The 16,804-nt window shown below is 73.6% G+C and carries 16 protein-coding genes; 10 read left to right on the top strand and 6 right to left on the bottom strand.

Annotated elements, in window-relative coordinates; translation table 11 throughout:
- Positions 1-126: 126 nt before the first annotated feature.
- Complete coding sequence (locus tag ACZ6JY_RS23425) at positions 127-561, bottom strand: RNA-binding S4 domain-containing protein (RefSeq protein ID WP_469198402.1); 435 nt, start codon at positions 559-561, stop codon at positions 127-129.
- 119 nt (positions 562-680) lie between these two features.
- Between ACZ6JY_RS23425 and ACZ6JY_RS23420 the strand changes: the two genes are divergently transcribed.
- The 4 genes from ACZ6JY_RS23420 (at position 681) to ACZ6JY_RS23405 (ending at position 5,023) form a co-directional block, all read left to right on the top strand.
- Complete coding sequence (locus ACZ6JY_RS23420) at positions 681-1,403, top strand: uracil-DNA glycosylase (protein WP_469198400.1); 723 nt, start codon at positions 681-683, stop codon at positions 1,401-1,403.
- 189 nt (positions 1,404-1,592) lie between these two features.
- Complete coding sequence (locus tag ACZ6JY_RS23415; protein ID WP_469198780.1) at positions 1,593-2,735, top strand: MFS transporter; 1,143 nt, start codon at positions 1,593-1,595, stop codon at positions 2,733-2,735.
- 25 nt (positions 2,736-2,760) lie between these two features.
- Positions 2,761-3,711, top strand: coding sequence for a prolyl aminopeptidase (gene pip / locus ACZ6JY_RS23410; protein WP_469198398.1), 951 nt, complete (start codon positions 2,761-2,763; stop codon positions 3,709-3,711).
- A gap of 235 nt (positions 3,712-3,946) precedes the next feature.
- A complete protein-coding gene (locus tag ACZ6JY_RS23405) occupies positions 3,947-5,023 on the top strand; it encodes a glycoside hydrolase family 6 protein (protein WP_469198397.1) in 1,077 nt (358 codons plus the stop codon).
- On the opposite strand, the gene ACZ6JY_RS23400 is transcribed toward ACZ6JY_RS23405, so the two are convergent.
- Positions 5,005-5,478, bottom strand: coding sequence for a GNAT family N-acetyltransferase (locus ACZ6JY_RS23400; protein ID WP_469198396.1), 474 nt, complete (start codon positions 5,476-5,478; stop codon positions 5,005-5,007). The genes ACZ6JY_RS23405 and ACZ6JY_RS23400 overlap by 19 nt on opposite strands.
- Complete coding sequence (locus tag ACZ6JY_RS23395) at positions 5,475-5,936, bottom strand: RidA family protein (RefSeq protein ID WP_469198395.1); 462 nt, start codon at positions 5,934-5,936, stop codon at positions 5,475-5,477. Before ACZ6JY_RS23395 ends, ACZ6JY_RS23400 begins: the two co-directional genes overlap by 4 nt.
- 225 nt (positions 5,937-6,161) lie before the next feature.
- Between ACZ6JY_RS23395 and ACZ6JY_RS23390 the strand changes: the two genes are divergently transcribed.
- Both ACZ6JY_RS23390 and ACZ6JY_RS23385 read left to right on the top strand, forming a co-directional pair.
- Positions 6,162-9,224, top strand: coding sequence for a DEAD/DEAH box helicase (locus ACZ6JY_RS23390; protein ID WP_469198394.1), 3,063 nt, complete (start codon positions 6,162-6,164; stop codon positions 9,222-9,224).
- On the top strand, positions 9,221-10,720 hold the full coding sequence (locus ACZ6JY_RS23385) for an SWIM zinc finger family protein (protein WP_469198393.1): 1,500 nt from the start codon (positions 9,221-9,223) through the stop codon (positions 10,718-10,720). Before ACZ6JY_RS23390 ends, ACZ6JY_RS23385 begins: the two co-directional genes overlap by 4 nt.
- A gap of 25 nt (positions 10,721-10,745) precedes the next feature.
- Here ACZ6JY_RS23385 and ACZ6JY_RS23380 read toward each other — a convergent pair whose 3' ends face one another.
- From ACZ6JY_RS23380 to ACZ6JY_RS23370, 3 genes are all read right to left on the bottom strand, one after another.
- Positions 10,746-11,399, bottom strand: coding sequence for a DUF4291 domain-containing protein (locus ACZ6JY_RS23380; RefSeq protein WP_469198392.1), 654 nt, complete (start codon positions 11,397-11,399; stop codon positions 10,746-10,748).
- 59 nt (positions 11,400-11,458) lie between these two features.
- Complete coding sequence (locus ACZ6JY_RS23375) at positions 11,459-11,935, bottom strand: DUF3574 domain-containing protein (protein ID WP_469198391.1); 477 nt, start codon at positions 11,933-11,935, stop codon at positions 11,459-11,461.
- A gap of 140 nt (positions 11,936-12,075) precedes the next feature.
- Positions 12,076-12,642, bottom strand: coding sequence for a 2'-5' RNA ligase family protein (locus ACZ6JY_RS23370; protein WP_469198778.1), 567 nt, complete (start codon positions 12,640-12,642; stop codon positions 12,076-12,078).
- A gap of 405 nt (positions 12,643-13,047) precedes the next feature.
- Between ACZ6JY_RS23370 and ACZ6JY_RS23365 the strand changes: the two genes are divergently transcribed.
- The 4 genes from ACZ6JY_RS23365 (at position 13,048) to ACZ6JY_RS23350 (ending at position 16,726) form a co-directional block, all read left to right on the top strand.
- On the top strand, positions 13,048-14,121 hold the full coding sequence (locus ACZ6JY_RS23365; RefSeq protein ID WP_469198390.1) for a phosphatidylinositol-specific phospholipase C domain-containing protein: 1,074 nt from the start codon (positions 13,048-13,050) through the stop codon (positions 14,119-14,121).
- An 18-nt stretch (positions 14,122-14,139) separates the two neighbouring features.
- A complete protein-coding gene (locus ACZ6JY_RS23360) occupies positions 14,140-15,561 on the top strand; it encodes an amidohydrolase (RefSeq protein ID WP_469198389.1) in 1,422 nt (473 codons plus the stop codon).
- 101 nt (positions 15,562-15,662) lie between these two features.
- Positions 15,663-16,346: a DUF899 domain-containing protein gene (locus ACZ6JY_RS23355; protein ID WP_469198388.1), complete on the top strand. Its 684-nt coding sequence runs from the start codon at positions 15,663-15,665 to the stop codon at positions 16,344-16,346.
- Positions 16,347-16,528: 182 nt separating this feature from the next.
- Positions 16,529-16,726, top strand: coding sequence for a hypothetical protein (locus ACZ6JY_RS23350; RefSeq protein ID WP_469198386.1), 198 nt, complete (start codon positions 16,529-16,531; stop codon positions 16,724-16,726).
- Positions 16,727-16,804 lie beyond the last annotated feature (78 nt).

Here is a 16,804-nt window from a genome sequence, read left to right as displayed (position 1 = left end):
GGTAGAAACGAGAGAAGAACCTAGACCAGAGCACCGCTCCCTGGACCCAGAGGAAAAGCTTCCTCGCACCCTTCTGTCTCCCTTTTTTTCCCCCCGGGACTTTTCAGCATCGCCGCCCGACCCGGCCTAGCCGCCCTCGGCGGCGCGCAGCCGTTCCAGTTCGCGGCGGTCGCGCTTCGTGGGGCGTCCGGTGCCGCGGTCGCGGATGCCCGCGGGGGCGACGGCCTCGCGGGGCGGGGGCGGCGGGGAGTTGTCGACGTAGCACTCCACGGCGACCGGGGCGCCGACGCGCTTGCGGATGAGGCGCTTGACGACGACCACCCGCTCCCGGTTGCCCGCCTGCCGCAGCCGCACCTCGTCACCCACGCGCAAGCCGTACGCGGGCTTGACGCGCTCTCCGTTGACCCGCACATGTCCGCCCTTGCAGGCGGCGCCGCCCGCGGAGCGCGTCTTGACGAGGCGGACCGACCAGATCCAGCTGTCCACGCGCACTGTGCCCCCGTCGGTCCGCGCGCTGCCCGGCGTGCGTTCCTGGCCGCCGCCTGAAGTCTCCGAAGCCATGCACCGACCTTAGACCGGGTCCAGCGCGGTGGACCCCACCTCCGGTGAGCCGTCCGATATCCGCCGGCCCCGGCCACCGGTGATCCGCTCCATTCGCCCGGGTACGTACGGTGGAGGACATGGACGGCCTGAGCGAACTGGACCAGCGGATCACCGGGTGCCGCGCCTGCCCACGCCTCGTCGAGTGGCGCGAGGAGGTCGCGCGTACCAAGCGGGCGGCCTTCGAGGACTGGACGTACTGGGGGCGCCCGGTGCCCGGCTTCGGCCCGCACGACGCCTCGCTCCTGATCGTCGGCCTCGCGCCCGCCGCGCACGGCGCGAACCGCACCGGACGGATGTTCACGGGCGACCGCTCGGGCGAGTTCCTCTACCCGGCGCTGTACGACGTCGGCCTCGCCTCGCGCCCCACCGCCGAGAGCGTCGACGACGGCCTGACGCTGTACGGCACCCGCATCACCTCGCCCGTGCACTGCGCGCCGCCCGCCAACAAACCCACCACGGAGGAGCGCGACACCTGCCGCTCCTGGCTGGTGAGCGAGCTGAAGCTGCTCACCCCCACTCTCAGGGCGGTGGTCGTCCTCGGCGGCTTCGGCTGGCAGGCGGCGCTGCCCGCCTTCGCGGCGGCGGGCTGGCAGGTGCCGAAGCCGCGGCCCGTCTTCGGGCACGGGGCGCACGTACGGCTCGCGGGCGGCCAGGGGCAGGAGCCGCTCGACGTCTTCGGCTGCTTCCACGTCAGCCAGCGCAACACGTTCACGGGACGCCTCACGCCGGAGATGCTGCGGGAGGTGCTGCGTTCGGCGGCGTTCGAGGCGGGCCTGCACCCGAACGGCCCAGCAGAGTGAGCCGCGCCGGGCGGTGATTCCTAGCGTGAGGTCGTGGACGAGACGCGCGCAGCCAAGCCTTCCGGTGCCTCTAAGGCTGCCGGTTCCTCCGGGGCTTCCGGGGCTGCCGGTTCCTCCGGGGCTTCGGGGACTTCCGGGGCCGCGGCCCCGGGCTCCGCGCAGAAGCCCTCCGGCGCCGCGTACCGCAACCTGGCCGTGGCGACCATCGGCTTCACGCTCACCTTCTGGGCGTGGGACCTGGTGGCGCCGCTCGGCAGCGACTTCAAGGACCGGCTGAACCTGAGCTCCTTCGAGCAGTCGCTCCTGGTCGCCGTGCCGGTGATCGTCGGCTCGCTGGGCCGCGTACCGGTCGGCGCCCTGACCGACCGCTACGGCGCCCGGCTGATGTTCCCGCTCGTCTCGGCGCTCACGATCATCCCGGTGCTGCTCATCATCCCGGCCAGGAACAACTTCGGCGCGATGCTCGCGGTCGGCTTCCTGCTCGGCCTCGGCGGGACGACGTTCGCCATCGGCATCCCGCTGGTCAACTCCTGGTTCCCGCCGGCCCGCAGGGGCTTCGCGCTCGGCGTCTTCGGCATGGGCATGGGCGGCGTGGCGCTCTCCGGCTACTTCACGCCCCGTATCGCCGAGCACGGCGACAACCTGCCGTACGTCATCGTGGCCATCGCGCTCGCGGCCTACGCGGTGCTCGCCGCGCTGCTCATCACCGACCGCCCCGACCGGCCCGTGCCCACCGACTCCCTCGGCACCCGCCTCGGGCAGGCGGGACGGCTGCGGGTCACCTGGGAGCTGTCCGCGCTCTACGCGATCGGCTTCGGCGGCATCGTCGCCTTCGGCGTGTACCTGCCCACGTATCTGAAGACCTGGTACGACCTCTCGCCCACCGACGCGGGCACCAAGGCGGCAGGGTTCGCGCTGGTCACCGTCGTCTTCCGGCCCGTCGGCGGCTGGCTCTCCGACCGTCTCCACCCGGCCACGGTCACCACGGGCGCCCTCGCGCTGGTCGCGCTCTTCGCCGTCGTACAGGCCTTCGACCCGAAGCTGAACCCGGTGGGCACCATCTGCTTCCTGCTCATGGCGGCCGGCCTCGGCACCGCGAGCGGCAGCGTCTTCGCGCTCGTCTCCCAGGTCACCCCGCAGCCCAAGGTCGGCTCCGTGACCGGCATCGTGGGCGCGGTCGGCGGACTCGGCGGGTTCGTGCCGCCGCTGCTCATGGGCGCCATCTACAGCGCCAAGGACTCGTACTCCATCGGCTTCATGCTCCTCTCCGACCTTGCGCTCGCGGGCTGCGTGTACGCCTACGGGCGCATGCGAATTGCCAAGGCGGAGTGAGAGGGGCCGCGTCTAGGCTGCCCCGATGGGCCTCTATCCGGACATCGAACCCCACGACCACGGCATGCTCGACGTCGGCGACGGCAACCGCGTCCACTGGGAGGTCTGCGGCAACCCGCACGGCAAACCCGCCGTGGTGCTGCACGGCGGCCCCGGCTCCGGCTGCACGCCCTTCTTCCGCCGGTACTTCGACCCCGACGTCTACCGGATCGTCCTGCTCGACCAGCGGGGCAGCGGCCGCTCGACGCCGCACGCGAGCGACCCGGCGACCGACATGGGCGTCAACACCATGAAGCACCTTCTCGCCGATCTGGAGTTGCTCCGGCGCGAGCTGCGGATCGAGAAGTGGCTGGTGTGGGGCGTCTCCTTCGGCTCCGTCCTCGCACTGCGGTACGCGCAGACGCACCCTGACCGGGTCTCGGAGCTGGTCCTCACGGGCCTCGCCACGGGCAGCCGCGCCGAGGTCGAGCTGCTCACGCGCGGGCTCGGGCGGATCTTCCCCGAGCCGTGGCGGGCGTTCCGGGACGGCGTGCCGCCCGACGAGCGGGACGGGGATCTCGCCGCCGCCTACAACCGGCTGCTCGAATCGCCGGACGCCGCGGTACGGGCCGCCGCCGCGCGGGCCTGGACGGACTGGGAGACGGCCTTCGCACCGGCGCCGCCGAGGTCCATCGCGCGCTACGAGGACGCGGCCTTCCGGGCCGGTTTCGCGCGGACCGTCACGCACTACTTCGCCAACGACCACTGGCTGGGCGGTGACGAGGTCGTCCTGCGGGACGCGCCCTCGCTGGCCGGCATCAGGGGCGTGATCGTCCAGGGCAGCCTGGACTTCGGCAACCTCCTGGGCATCCCCTGGCGGCTGCGCGAGGCGTGGCCCGGCAGCGAGCTCATCCTCGTGGACGAGGCGGGGCACAACGCGGGGGCGCCCGGGATCGCGGACCAACTGACGGCGGCGACGGACCGGTTCCGGGAGTGACGCGGGCCCTGGCCGGGCGGCGGTGAGCGCAGCCCGCGCGGGGGCGGGGTCAAGCCCCGCCCGGGAGCGCGCACTTGGGGCGCTGAACGCCGTGCGAGCGCCGCCGCCGTCGGAGTGATTCTCCGGGGCGAACTGCCGCCGTCCCGGCGGGGGAGGCCCCACCGCCGGGGCGCGGCGACCGCAGACTCCGGGGAACGCGCCGGGCAGGACCGGCGCCGAGCAAGTGGAGCTCCCGGTGCCAGAACAGCCCGCCAGCCGCCCCCGTTCCCTGCTTGGCCGCAGCCGGCCGCGTCTTGTCGCCCGCGCCGTGCTCGCCGCCGTTCTCCTGCTTGGCGCGGCGGCGACCGGATACGCGGACACCGACGCCGGGCGTGCGGTACGCGGGGGAGCGGCTGCGGGTCCTGCGGTACGGGAGGGCGCGGGCGCCGGTGCCTTCTGGGTCGAGCCGGACAGTGCCGCCGCCCGGCAGGCCGCCGAGTGGCGACGGCAGGGCAAGCTGGAGGACGCCCGCATGATCGAGCGCATCGCCGAGCGCCCGCAGGCCGTCTGGCTGAACGAGGAGGAGCCCGGCGCCGCCGTGCGGGCCCAGGTGGCGGCGGCGTCGAAGCAGGGCCGTACCGCCGTCCTCGTCGCCTACTTCATCCCGCACCGCGACTGCGGGGCGTACTCCGCGGGCGGGGCCCGCGACGCCGCCCAGTACCGCGGGTATGTCGAGGCGTTCGCCGCCGGACTCGGCACCACCGGCGCGTACGTGATCGTGGAGCCGGACGCCGTCGCGCACATGGTGGCGGGCTGTGCGGGAGCCGCCGCCTCCGAACGGTACGAGCTGCTCGCCCACGCGGTGCGGACCCTGAAGCGCGTACCGAACACCAAGGTGTACCTCGACGCGGGCAACGCGGGCTGGATCCCCGACGTGCACCGCCTGGTCACCCCGCTGCGTGCCGCGGGGATCGCCGCGGCCGACGGCTTCGCGCTGAACGTCGCCAACTACTACACGGACGAGGTGAGCACCGCGTACGGCCACCGGCTCTCCCGGGCGCTCGGCGGCGGCGTGCACTTCGTCATCGACAGCAGCCGCGACGGCAACGGCCCCTACACGGGCCCGAAAGCCTGGTGCAACCCGCCGGGCCGCGCGCTCGGCACCCCGCCCACCACCAGAACCGGCGACGCCGCGCTCGACGCCTACCTGTGGATCAAGCGGCCCGGCGAGTCCGACGGAACCTGCCGGGGCGGGCCGAAGGCCGGGCAGTGGTGGCCCGAGTACGCCCTCGGCCTGGCGCGACGGGCCAAGGCTCAGCCGGACGCCACCTGAGATCCGGGCCGCCAGACGAAGCGGACGTCCGGCTCCCGCTCCTCGTTGCCGGAGCCGTCCGTCCGCTCCGCCTCGGTGAAGCCGTGGCGTACGTAGAAACGGTGGGCCGAGGCGTTGACCTGGAACGTCCGGAGCGAGAGCCCTTCGGGGCTGCGCTCCTTCGCCAGGGCGACGAACCGGTCGCCGATGCCGTGCCCGCGCCACTCCGGGGCGAGATAGAGCTGGCTCAGCTCGTCGCCCTCGATCACCATCATGCCGACGGGCTCGCCCGCGGCCTCCGCGATCCAGGTCCCGCCGCGCGGCACCACGACGTACGCGAAGAAGTCCCGCACCTCGTCGTCGGAGTGGGCGCGCCGCACGGTCGGCAGCGCGGTGTCGTAGGAGCGCAGGTAGACGTCGGCGACGGCGGCACCGTCGGACCCGGTGGCCGGGCGCAGCTCGACCGGGACGGTCACTCGCCCTCCCCGGTCCCGGGCGTGGTTTTGGGCGTGGTGCTGGACCCCGGGCCGTCGGGGATGACGGCGGTGGCCGTTATCTCGACGAGCTGACCGGCATAGCCGAGGCAGGTGGTGCCGAGCAGCGTCGAGGTGTGCGGGCCCGCGTGCAGGGCGGATTCCTGTACGACCGCCCAGGCCTCGCTGAGCGCCGGGGTCTGATCACTCACCACGTACACCGTGCTGGCCACCACCTGCGACAGGTCGCTGCCCACGGCGCGCAGGGCCTCGTCGAGATTGGCGATGACCTGCTCCGTCTGGCGGGTGATGTCTCCCTCTCCGACGAGTTTCCCCGCCGGGTCGAGGGGCACGGAGCCCGCCATGAAGGCCAGGCGGGTGCCGGCCTCGACCACGGCGGCGTGCGCGTAGCCGGGGGGCGGGAAGAGGGTGGGCACGACGGTGCGTGTGGGATGGACCATGGAGGGATGATGCGGGGCTCCGGGCCGCCGCCGCATCCGGTTTTCCCCTGAGTCACGGTGCCGCTCCGGCGCCGGAGGCCCGTTGTCAGTGGTCTGGCCTAGGGTGGCGAAAGGTTGGATCAGATGCGTAGAGCTGGCGCCTGAGCTGGGCTCTCGTGGGCGGAGGCCCGACTGAGGGCTTCGGCTGAGGGGCTTCGGGAGAGGGGTTTCGGGAGAGTGGGCGAGATGGCGGCGGTGACGGCGAAGGCGGCGGGGGCGGCGGAGACCGACCACGCCGCACTCGTGCGCTCCTACGCGGCCGTCTTCCTCCCGGCGGAGGTACCGAGGGAGGGCCGGCTGGCGTTCTGGCGAGCGGACGGCGGGGAGCTGCCGGGTGGTGGCTTCGGGGAGCCGAGTGGCCGTGAGCGGGCCGGTGCTTTCGGGGAGCCGGGCGGTGCTGAGTCGGCCGGTGGCCTCGGGGGGGCCGGTGGTCGCGAGTTGGCCGGTGGCTTTGGGGGGCCCGGGGAGGACCGGAGCGGTGGGGTTCTGGGGGAGGTCGTTGTCGCGCGTAGGCATGGCAAGGGGGTCCGCGCTGGTACCGTCCCCGCAGTGTTCATGAGCGTGGCCGAGGCCGTGCCGTTGCTGCTGCGTGCCACGCGCCCGCATCCCGCCGCGGCCTGCTGGGGTGCCGCCGCCCGGCACGCCCTGCACCTGGCCGCGCGCGGCAGGCTGCTGCCCGGGGTCACCGCGGGCGACTTCGACGCCTGGCGGGCGGGGCCGCTGGACGAGGCCGACGTCGCCCAGCTCCGCGCCATCGCCGCCGCTCTGCCCGCCGAGGCGCACGCCGTGCCGCTGCCGGGCGCCGGACCGCTGCTGCTGCCCGACCCTTCCGCCCTGGTCAGGGCCTTCGTGGACGCGGTGGTCGACGCCCTGCCGCGTACGCCCGCCGCCGCGCACGCCGTGGGCGCCCCCTTCGCCGCGCGCGAGCCGCAGCGGCTGACGGGCGTGCGGGACTGGGCGGCGGAGGTCGCGGCCGGGGTCGACGCCGGGGTACGGGTGTCGCTGCGGCTCGACCTGCGGGCCCACGAGGTGTTCGACGGGGCAGATGACGAGGGGAGGAGCGGGGCGGCAGTGGCTCGGGAAAACGGGGCGGCGGGCGCCGAAGGCGTCTCGCGCTCGGCCGTGGCCAGCCCCGCCGCGGCCGTCGTGCAGGTGCACAGCCTCGCCGACCCCTCCCTCGTCACCGACGTCCCGCAGCTCTGGGCAGGCGCGGACCACTTCGGCCCCCGCGCCAAGGTGGACACCCTGCTCGCCGTGCGGCGCGCGGCCCGCGTATGGCCACCGCTCGCCCGCCTGCTCGAACGGCCCGTGCCCGACGTGCTGCCCCTGAGCGAGGAGGAGCTGTACGACCTCCTGGGCGCGACGGCAGGACGGCTCGGCGCGGCCGGCGTGACCGTCCACTGGCCGCGCGAGCTGACGCGCGGCCTCACCGCCACGGCGGTCGTCCGCCCCGCACCCGGCACCGCCGCGGACAACTTCGACTTCTTCAAGACCGAGGAGCTCCTTGAGTTCCGCTGGCAGCTCGCGCTCGGCGACCAGGCCGACGACCCGCTGACCGAGGCGGAGCTCGATGTCCTCGCCGAGGCGCACCGCCCGGTCGTCCGCCTCCGCGACCAGTGGGTGGTGGTCGACCCCGAGATCGTCCGCAAGGCACGCAAGCGGGACCTCGGACTGCTCGACCCGGTGGACGTCCTCTCCGTGGCGCTCACCGGCACGGCCGAGGTCGACGGCGAGCGGGTGCCCGCCGTGCCCGTCGGCGCGCTGGCCGGGCTGCGCGAGCGGGTGACGGGCGACCTCGCCACCGTCGCCCAGCCGCCCGCACTGCACGCGACGCTCCGGGACTACCAACTGCGGGGCCTCGCCTGGCTTGACCGCATGACCTCCCTGGGCCTCGGCGGCTGCCTCGCCGACGACATGGGCCTCGGCAAGACGATCACGCTGATCGCCCTGCACCTCCACCGCGCGCACCCCGCGCCGACGCTCGTGGTCTGCCCCGCCTCGCTGCTCGGCAACTGGCAGCGGGAGATCGAACGCTTCGCGCCGGGCGTGCCGGTGCGCCGCTTCCACGGCCAGGGCCGCACCCTCGCGGACCTGACCGGCGGCTTCGTCCTCACCACGTACGCCACGATGCGTACGAGCGCCGCGGACCTCGCCGCCCAGCCGTGGGGCCTGGTGGTCGCCGACGAGGCGCAGCACGTCAAGAACCCGCACGCGGCCACGGCGAAGGCGCTGCGCACCATCCCCTCCCCGGCCCGCGTCGCCCTCACCGGCACCCCCGTGGAGAACAACCTCTCCGAGCTCTGGGCCCTCCTGGACTGGACGACACCCGGGCTGCTCGGCCCCCTCAAGGCGTTCCGCGCCCGGCACGCGCGCCTGGTGGAGGGCGGTGAGAACGCCGAGAACGACGAGGCGATGGTCCGCCTGGCCCGCCTGGTCCGCCCCTTCCTCCTCCGCCGCAAGAAGTCCGACCCGGGCATCGCCCCCGAGCTGCCCCCGAAGACGGAGACGGACCACCCGGTCACGCTCACCCGCGAACAGATCTCGCTCTACGAGGCGGTGGTCCGCGAGACGCTGGCCCGCATCGAGGCGTCGAAGGGCATCGCGCGGCGCGGCCTCGTGATGAAGCTGCTGATGGCGCTGAAGCAGATCTGCAACCACCCGGCGCAGTATCTGAAGGACGGCGCGCTCACCACACGTACCGGCAGACCGAGGTCGGGCAAGCTGGAGCTCCTCGACGAACTCCTGGACACGATCCTCACGGAGTCGGAGAGCGCGGGCGCCGTCCTGATCTTCACGCAGTACGTGGAGATGGCGCGGCTCCTGGAGGCCCACCTCTCCGCCAGAGGCGTCGGCACGCAACTCCTGCACGGCGGCACGCCGGTCGCGCGGCGGGAGGAGATGGTGGACCGCTTCCAGTCGGGCGAGGTCCCGGTCTTCCTCCTGTCCCTGAAGGCGGCGGGCACGGGCCTGAACCTCACGCGGGCGGGCCACGTCATCCACTACGACCGCTGGTGGAACCCGGCGGTGGAGGAGCAGGCCACCGACCGCGCCTACCGCATCGGCCAAACCCAGCCCGTCCAGGTGCACCGCCTCATCACCGAGGGCACGGTGGAGGACCGCATCGCCGAACTGCTCGCCGCGAAGCAGGCGTTGGCGGACGCGGTGCTCGGCGAGGGCGGCGAGTCCGCCCTCACGGAGCTGTCCGACGCGGACCTTGCGGACCTGGTCGCGCTGCGGAGGACGGCGTGAAGCGCCGTGGCGGCCTGGGCTGGGCCAGCGGAATGAGCGAGACGAGCCGCATGGGCAGCGGCCGCGTCTTCCCCGCCCTGCCGCCGCACCCCGACCCTGAGGCACCGTTCGCCGCGACCTGGTGGGGCAACGCCTGGATCGACGCGCTGGAGGCGAGCGCCCTCGACCAGGGCCGCCTGACGCGCGGCCGGACGTATGCCCGTGACGGGGCGGTCGACACCATCACCGTCGCGCCGGGCCGCATCGTCGCCTACGTCCACGGCAGCCGCCCCCGCCCCTACCGCGCGGAGATCCGCCTGCGCACGATGCCGCCCGAACACTGGGACCGCTTCCTGGACGCGGTGACGGCCGACCCCGCGCACATCGCGGCCCTCCTGGACAAGGACATGCCGCACGCCCTGGCGGACGCGGCGGACCGCGCGGACGTCCCCCTTCTGCCGGGCGCCCGCGAACTGTCCCCTTCCTGCACCTGCCCGGACCGCGGTCACCCCTGCAAACACGCGGCGGCCCTGGCCTACCAGACGGCCCGCCTCCTGGACGCCGACCCCTTCGTCCTGCTGCTCCTGCGCGGCGGCGAGGAGTCCGACGTCCTGGACGAACTGGCCCACCGCAACGCGCGGGCCTCGGCGGCGGAGCAGCAGGTCGCGCGGCTGCCCGCGGGCGACGCCGCGCCCGGCGACCGGCCTGTTGAACAGGCTGTCGCCCCGCCTCCGGGGAACACCCCTGCGGAGCCGGTGGAGCCCGCGCCGGTGGAGCCCGTGGAGCCCGTAGAACCGGCGAAGCCCCCGGTCGAGAGCCCCGCCCCCGCCCAGCCGACCGAGCCCGAGCCTCCCGGCCCCTGCGCCGGACAGGCACCGCGGCTGCCCGGAACGCCGGCCCGGGACGTCCTCGCCAAGGACGTCCGCCGCCCCCTGCCGCCCCCGTTGGCGCCCCCGGCGCACCCGGGTGAGCCCCCGGTCCTGCCGTCCTTGCCGGGTGCCCCGGATCCCGCGTCCCTGGAGTTCCTGATCACGGACGCGGCGGCACGGGCCCACGCGTTCCTCACCGCGGGCGTGGACCCGTTCACGGCGGCGTCCCCCTGGCACGACGCGGTCCGTCTTGCGGCCTCGCACCCGGGGCTGACGGGCCGCAGGACCTTCAGCCGCCAGTTCGCGGAGCTGGCCCGCTCGGTGGGCCGCACCCCCGCCGACCTCTCCCGCGCGGCGGCGGCCTGGCGCCAGGGCGGCGAGGAGGGCCTGACGGTCCTCGAATCCCCCTGGGACCCCCCGGCGGGCCCCTTCGACCGAGCCCGTGGCGCCCTCGCGGCGGCGGACCTCCCCCGCATGACGATCCACCGGAACCGCCTCACGAACGCGGAGGGCACCCTCCAGATCCGCTTCGGCAGAGACGGCCGCTGGTACCCGTACCAGAGCGAGCCGGGAGCGGACGACTGGTGGCCGGACGGAGAGGCGGACGAGGACGTGGTGGGCGCGTTGACGGCGGTTCTCAGTGGATGACGGCCTGGCCGTGGCCGCCGCCCGGTCACGCCCGCAGATGGGCCAGTTCGGCATCGCCCGCCGGATACGGCCGCTCGGCGGGGAGCAGCCCCGCGGCCGCCGAGAGGTCTCCGGCGCGTACGAGGGCGTGGACGTCCCGCGCCAGTCCGGTGACGTCCGTGATGGAGACGGTCCACTCGTCCGCGTAGCGGCGGGACGCGTCGCCCGCCAGGCCGAGCTGGAGCGAGCGGTGGGGCAGGGCGTTGAGGTGGAGGTCCCGCTCGGGGTCCCACTGGACCCGCGCGGGGGACTGCCGCAGGGCACGCTTCCAGGCGGCTTCGTCGGGATGCGGGCCGCGCGCGTAGTGGGACAGGCACGCGTGCCGCAGTGCCCAGTCGAAACCCTCGCGGGTGATCTCGACGGCCAGCACGGTCTGCTGCCCTTCCTTCGTGGCCCAGCCGCAGCGGTACATCATCCAGAGGAACGACGGCTTGATCCACGTCATGCGGTCCCGTTTCCAGGCCGCGGGGAAACGGCCGTCGCGGGCCGCGGGGACACCGAGTCCGGGGGCGTACGCCTGGTAGACCGTGATCGTCGAATCCGTGTGCAGGGCGCGGATCTGGTGGCTCGGCGTGGGCGGTTCGGTGGACGTGGCGGTCGCGACGGTCGTGGCGGTGCTGTCGGCGTGCTGGGCTTTCATGGGGCCAGCGTGCTGGCGGCACCGCCGCCGCGCCACCGAATTCTCGGGAGGAACCCTCCTCAGAAGTCGACCCGCGTCCGCTCGTCGAGACGCGCCACCGAATCCTGCGCGAACGCCTTCTCGTAGTCGCTGCGGATCTCCTCGATCCGCACGTCCCGCTCGCGCGTCTCACCGACCGGATACAGCAGGATCAGTTCGTACGAGCGCTCCCGCTCGATCCTGCCGTTGGAGTCGCGCCACTGCCCGCGCCCGTCCTGGATGGTCAGCCCGTCGGGGAAACCGGGTGTGACCTCCTTGTCGATGAAGGCCATGAACTGCTTGTCGGTCACCGCGGGCCCGCCGTCCGGCCGTTCGGTGCCGAAGAGGAGACGGGTCTCGGCGTACGGCTTGCCGCGCTGGACCGTGGCGGTCGTGGACGGTCCTTCGCCGCCGTCCAACGAGGCGTACGCGGCGGGCGCGCCGACACACAGCACAGCGGTCGCGGCGACGGCCACGGCGAACCGGTTGCCGGAGGTACGCGGGAGGGTGAGAGCCACGGGGCGGTCCCTTCAGGGGAGGCGAAATACGGGCGCCGGCTTCCGCCCGGCTGCCCGGGCAGAAGCCGCAGATCCCTAACGCCGGCACGTCGCGACGGACACGCGCCGCTCGGCCGTTCCGCCCCGGTCCCGTCCCGGCATCAGGCCGGATTCCTGCCCGCCTCACCCAGTCGGTATGTCCTGAGCTTCCGCCAGCCCTCGCCCGGGCCGTCCGTCACGAGAAGGTCGACGGAGTCCACGTGGCTGACCAGCGGCAGGTGAGGGGCGAGTTCGCGCTCCAGGGCGTCGTAGGCCGCCTCGTACGTCTCCGGGCCCTCGTGGTTCGCGAGGGTCAGATGGGGGGCCAGGGGCGGATCGAAGATCCCGCGGTAGGGGACGGCCTCGGGCCAGCGGGTGGTGAGGGCCTCGGTGAGCGCGCGGAGGGGGGCTTCGGGGGCCGGGGGGAGGTAGAGAACACCCGGATAGCGGCGGAACCGCGTGAACGTGAGGGTGAAGGGGGCGTGCGCCGCGAAAAGCTCCGTCAACTCCGCGTGGATCGACCTGGACGTGGACGCGGGCCCGGACCCGGACCTGGACATAGGCCTGGACCTCGGCTCCGGCGGCACCGGCGACTCCGCCCGCGCCTGCCTCGGCCCTGGCACCGCGAAGCGCGACTCGTTCAGGAACGGGTAGAGCACCGTGACGTGCGCCGGGAAACCGGCCCTCATCAAGGCGTCCGCCTTGGGGACGCGGATCGTCAGGACCGTGTCGCCGGGGAGGTCGGGCCAGCCGGGGTCAGGCTGTTCGTCGACCGCCGGCTCAGGCCCAGGGAGCGGGTCCGGCCTCGGCCCGGCGGGTGCGGAGCCACGTACGACCGGTGCGGAGCCGCGTACGACCGGTCCTGCGCCCACCCGTAGCGCCGTCGAGGCCACCCTCGTCCCCACAGCCCCTCACACCCCGGCTCCAAGGAGCCGCAAGTCCGGCTCGCCGAAAACCATCCTGTCACGGACATTCCGCCGGCCCCGCCCCAGCGGCCACACCCCATCCACCACGCCGTCTTCCCTGCGTCACTCGACTCCCCTACGTTTCCCGTGACTTGGCCGGAGCGGAGACGTGAGGGGACGGTGTACGGGATGGTGCGCAGGGGAGCCGTGGGACTGGTGGCGGGGGCCGTGCTGGCGTGGGGAGCGTGGAGTGGGGGCGGGGCCTCGGCCGCCGTCGACAACGACCCCGCACCGCGAGGCGCAGCCGCCCGCGCCGCCGCGGCCGCCTACTCCGCGACCACCGGCGTCGGCGTGCACAACGCGTACGAGAAGGCGAAGTACCCCTACTTCGCCGACGCCCTCGACTCCGGCGCCGCCATGCTGGAGCTGGACGTGTGGACCAACGCGTTCGGCAGCGGCTGGCGTGTCTCCCACAGCAATCCGCTGGGCAACGACAACAACTGCGAGAACGCGCGGAGCGCGGCCGAGCTGCGCACCAAGTCCCGCAACCAGAGCCTCGCGGGCTGTCTGCGGGACATCCGCAGCTGGCACGACGCCCACCCGGGGCACCGGCCCATCGTGCTCAAGATGGAGCTGAAGGACGGGTTCCTCGGCAAGCGCGGGCGCGGGCCCGCCGATCTCGACGCCCTGCTCACGAGCGCGCTCGGTGACGCCGTCCACCGGCCGGGTCAGATGGCCGCCGGACACGCCACACTGGACGACGCCGTACGGGCCAAGGGCTGGCCGGACCGTGCCGACCTGGCGGGGAAGTTCATCGTCGAACTGATACCCGGCACCGTCGAGCAGGGCAACCCCGCAGACACCCTGTGGACCGACCGCGAGTACGCGACCCATCTGCGCGACCTCGCCGCGGCCGGCCGCCTCGGCGACGCCGCCGCCTTCCCCGCCGTGCTCGGCGCCGAGGCGGGCGACCCGCGCGGGCGGTACGCGGACGCGTCGATCCGGCCGTGGTTCGTGCTCTTCGACGGGGACGCGTCGAAGTACGCGGGCGGCACCATCGACACCAAGTGGTACGCCGACCGCCGATACCTGGTCGTCATGACCGACGCGCACAACGTCGCCCCCGCCATCGACGGCACCCGGCCGACCGAGGCCCAGGCCACCGAGCGGGTCGCGCTGCTCGCGCGGCGGCACGCGAGCATCGTGTCGGCGGACTGGTATCCGCTGCCGGGCGTCCTCTCGACCGTCCTCCCGCGCGGCTAGCTCCACTACCGTGAAGAGATGACGCCGCCGCCCGCGCCGGGCCCTCCCGGAACGACCACGTCAGACCGCACGCAGCCCGCCGACCTGATCATCACCGGCTGCACGGCCCTGACCCACGGCTCCCGAGGGGACGTCGTCTTCGTCGAGGACGCCGTCATCGTCGTGACGCACGGACGGATCGCCTCCGTCACCTCCGAGAGAGCCGCGGGCGGCGCCGAGGCCGTGGCCGGCCTCGCGGCGGCCGACCACATCGACGGGCGCGGCTGCGTGGCCATGCCAGGGCTCATCAACTGCCATACGCACACGCCGATGGTGGCCCTGCGCGGCCTCGCCGAGGACCTGCCGGCCCACGAGTGGTTCAACGACTGGATCTGGCCCGTCGAGAGCAATCTGACCGAGCGCGTGATCGAGCTCGGGGCCCGCCTCGCCTGCGCCGAGATGATCCGCGGCGGTGTCACCACCTTCGCCGACCACTATTTCGCCATGGACACGGTGGCCGCCGTCACCGAGGAGAGCGGTCTGCGCGCCCTGCTCGGCCAGGCCTTCTTCACCTCGCAGGGGCCCGAGGGCAGGGCCGCTTCCCTCGACTTCGCGCTGCGGCGGCGCGGTACGGCCGGCGGGCGCGTCACCACCTGCCTCGCCCCGCACGCCCCTTACACCGTCGACGACGCCGACCTCGCGGCCACCGCCGAACTCGCCCGGCAGCACGGTCTGCCGGTCCACATCCACGCCGCCGAGAACCGCGAGCAGACCGCCAACAGCCTGGCCCGGCACGGCCACACCCCCATCGAGGCACTGGAGCGTGCCGGGCTCCTCGGCGAGGACGTGGACCTCCTCATCGCCCACGCCACCGGCCTCGACACCGCCCGTGACCTGCCCGTGCTGCGCCGCGCCGGCGGACGTGCCGCCGTGGCGTCCGCGCCCCGCGGCTACATGAAGTTCGGCTGGGACACGACGCCCGTGCGGGCGCTGCGCGAGGCCGGGATCCCGGTCGGCCTGGCCACGGACGGTGCCGCGTCCAACAACACCCTCGACGTGTGGGAGTCCATGGCGCTCACCGCCCTCGTCCAGAAGCACACGGAGCGGGACCCGGCCTGGCTCACCGCCCGCCAGGCCCTCGACCACGCCACACTGCAGAGCGCGAGTGCTGTCGGCCTCGGGCGGGAGGTGGGGAGGCTCGCCGAAGGGCTGCGGGCCGACATCATCCTCGTAAACCTGTCTGGTCCGCACACGCAGCCCGTCCACGATCTCGCCGCCACCCTCGTGCACAGCGCGCGCTCCGCCGACGTGCGCGACACGATCGTGGACGGCCGCGTGCTGATGCGCGACGGTGAACTGCTCACCGTCGACGTGCCGAACGTCGTGGGGGAGTTGAGCGCGCTGCTGCCCGGACTCGTCGACCGCAGCCACGGGAAACGTATCCAGGAGTACGAGGGCTGAGGCTTCTCCGGAATTTCTCCGGGCGCGAGCGATGAGTTCCGTGGGCCGGGCCGGTCCACCCTTCGCCGAGGTACGCGCCCGAAGGGTGGAGGAGACAGACCATGGGACTTCCGGACATCGTCACGCGTGAGGAGTGGCTCGTCGCGCGGGAGGAGTTACTGGCCAAGGAGAAGGCGGCCACCCGTGCGCGCGACGCGCTCAACGCCGACCGGCGCGGGCTGCCGATGGTGGAGGTCGACAAGGAGTACTACTTCGACGGCTCCGACGGGAAGGCCACGCTGCTCGACCTGTTCGACGGCCGCGACCAGCTCGTCGTCTACCACTTCATGTTCGCGCCCGAGTGGGAGGCGGGCTGCCGGAGCTGCTCCGCCTTCCTCGACCAGATCGGGCACCTCGCGCATCTGCGGGCCCGTTCCACCAACTTCGTCGCCGTCTCCCGCGCGCCGTTCACCAGGCTGCTCGCCTTCAAGGCCCGCATGGGCTGGACGGTGCCCTGGTTCTCGACCAACGGCGGCGACTTCAACCACGACTTCAAGGCCTCCTTCGACGAGGAGCCCCGCGACGTGCCCGCGATCAACTGCTTCCTGCGCACCGGCGACCGCGTCTTCCACACGTACGCCACGTTCGCCAGGGGTCTCGACGGCATCGGCTCCACCGGCAGCATCCTCGACCTCACGGCGCTCGGCCGGCAGGAGGAGTGGGAGCGGCCCGGCGGCCGTGCGTCCGTGTTCGGGGCGCCTGCGGGCAGCGCGCGGGTGCGGTACCACGACGAGTACGAGGACTGAGCTCCGGCAGCCCCGGGGAACCCGGGAGAACCCCGGGAGAACCCTGGGATATGGCCCAACTCCGTTGCGGTTCGGTCACATCGCGAGCCCTGCGGGGTGCTGCGCGCGTTCTCCCTGTCAGGAGACGCGGCACCGAGACCTTCGGTCCGCGCACGGAACGGCACGGGGGGACAGGAACCATGATGAACGGACGTACGGTGTTGGAGCGGTTTCCGGCAGGCGGACCGCGCGGATCGTGGCCCGCGGAGGAGTTCGCGCGGGCCCGCCGGGACGAAGGACAGCGCGCGGAGGTCGTGATGGACCTGGCGTCGGACGCCTTCCTGGTGGTCGTGCGCGAACTCGTGTGCGAGCCGGAGGTCGCCGCCGCGGTGGCGGCGTGACGTGACTCCTGGCTCGGACGGGCCTGTGACCCACCGGGGTTCCGGGGCTCCGGGATTCCCTACAGCCAGGGCCGGGGT

It is taken from the genome of Streptomyces sp. NPDC046335 (assembly GCF_055587985.1).
Note: the sequence above shows the minus strand (reverse complement) of the source record. Positions and strands in the feature narration are given on the sequence as shown.

Coding starts and splice junctions, on each gene's coding strand:
- ACZ6JY_RS23425 (WP_469198402.1), bottom strand. CDS start 561: ATGGCTTCGGAGACTTCAGGCGGCGGCCAGGAACGCACGCCGGGCAGC.
- ACZ6JY_RS23420 (WP_469198400.1), top strand. CDS start 681: ATGGACGGCCTGAGCGAACTGGACCAGCGGATCACCGGGTGCCGCGCC.
- pip (WP_469198398.1), top strand. CDS start 2,761: ATGGGCCTCTATCCGGACATCGAACCCCACGACCACGGCATGCTCGAC.
- ACZ6JY_RS23395 (WP_469198395.1), bottom strand. CDS start 5,936: ATGGTCCATCCCACACGCACCGTCGTGCCCACCCTCTTCCCGCCCCCC.
- ACZ6JY_RS23390 (WP_469198394.1), top strand. CDS start 6,162: ATGGCGGCGGTGACGGCGAAGGCGGCGGGGGCGGCGGAGACCGACCAC.
- ACZ6JY_RS23380 (WP_469198392.1), bottom strand. CDS start 11,399: ATGAAAGCCCAGCACGCCGACAGCACCGCCACGACCGTCGCGACCGCC.
- ACZ6JY_RS23370 (WP_469198778.1), bottom strand. CDS start 12,642: ATGAGGGCCGGTTTCCCGGCGCACGTCACGGTGCTCTACCCGTTCCTG.
- ACZ6JY_RS23365 (WP_469198390.1), top strand. CDS start 13,048: ATGGTGCGCAGGGGAGCCGTGGGACTGGTGGCGGGGGCCGTGCTGGCG.
- ACZ6JY_RS23360 (WP_469198389.1), top strand. CDS start 14,140: ATGACGCCGCCGCCCGCGCCGGGCCCTCCCGGAACGACCACGTCAGAC.
- ACZ6JY_RS23355 (WP_469198388.1), top strand. CDS start 15,663: ATGGGACTTCCGGACATCGTCACGCGTGAGGAGTGGCTCGTCGCGCGG.
- ACZ6JY_RS23350 (WP_469198386.1), top strand. CDS start 16,529: ATGAACGGACGTACGGTGTTGGAGCGGTTTCCGGCAGGCGGACCGCGC.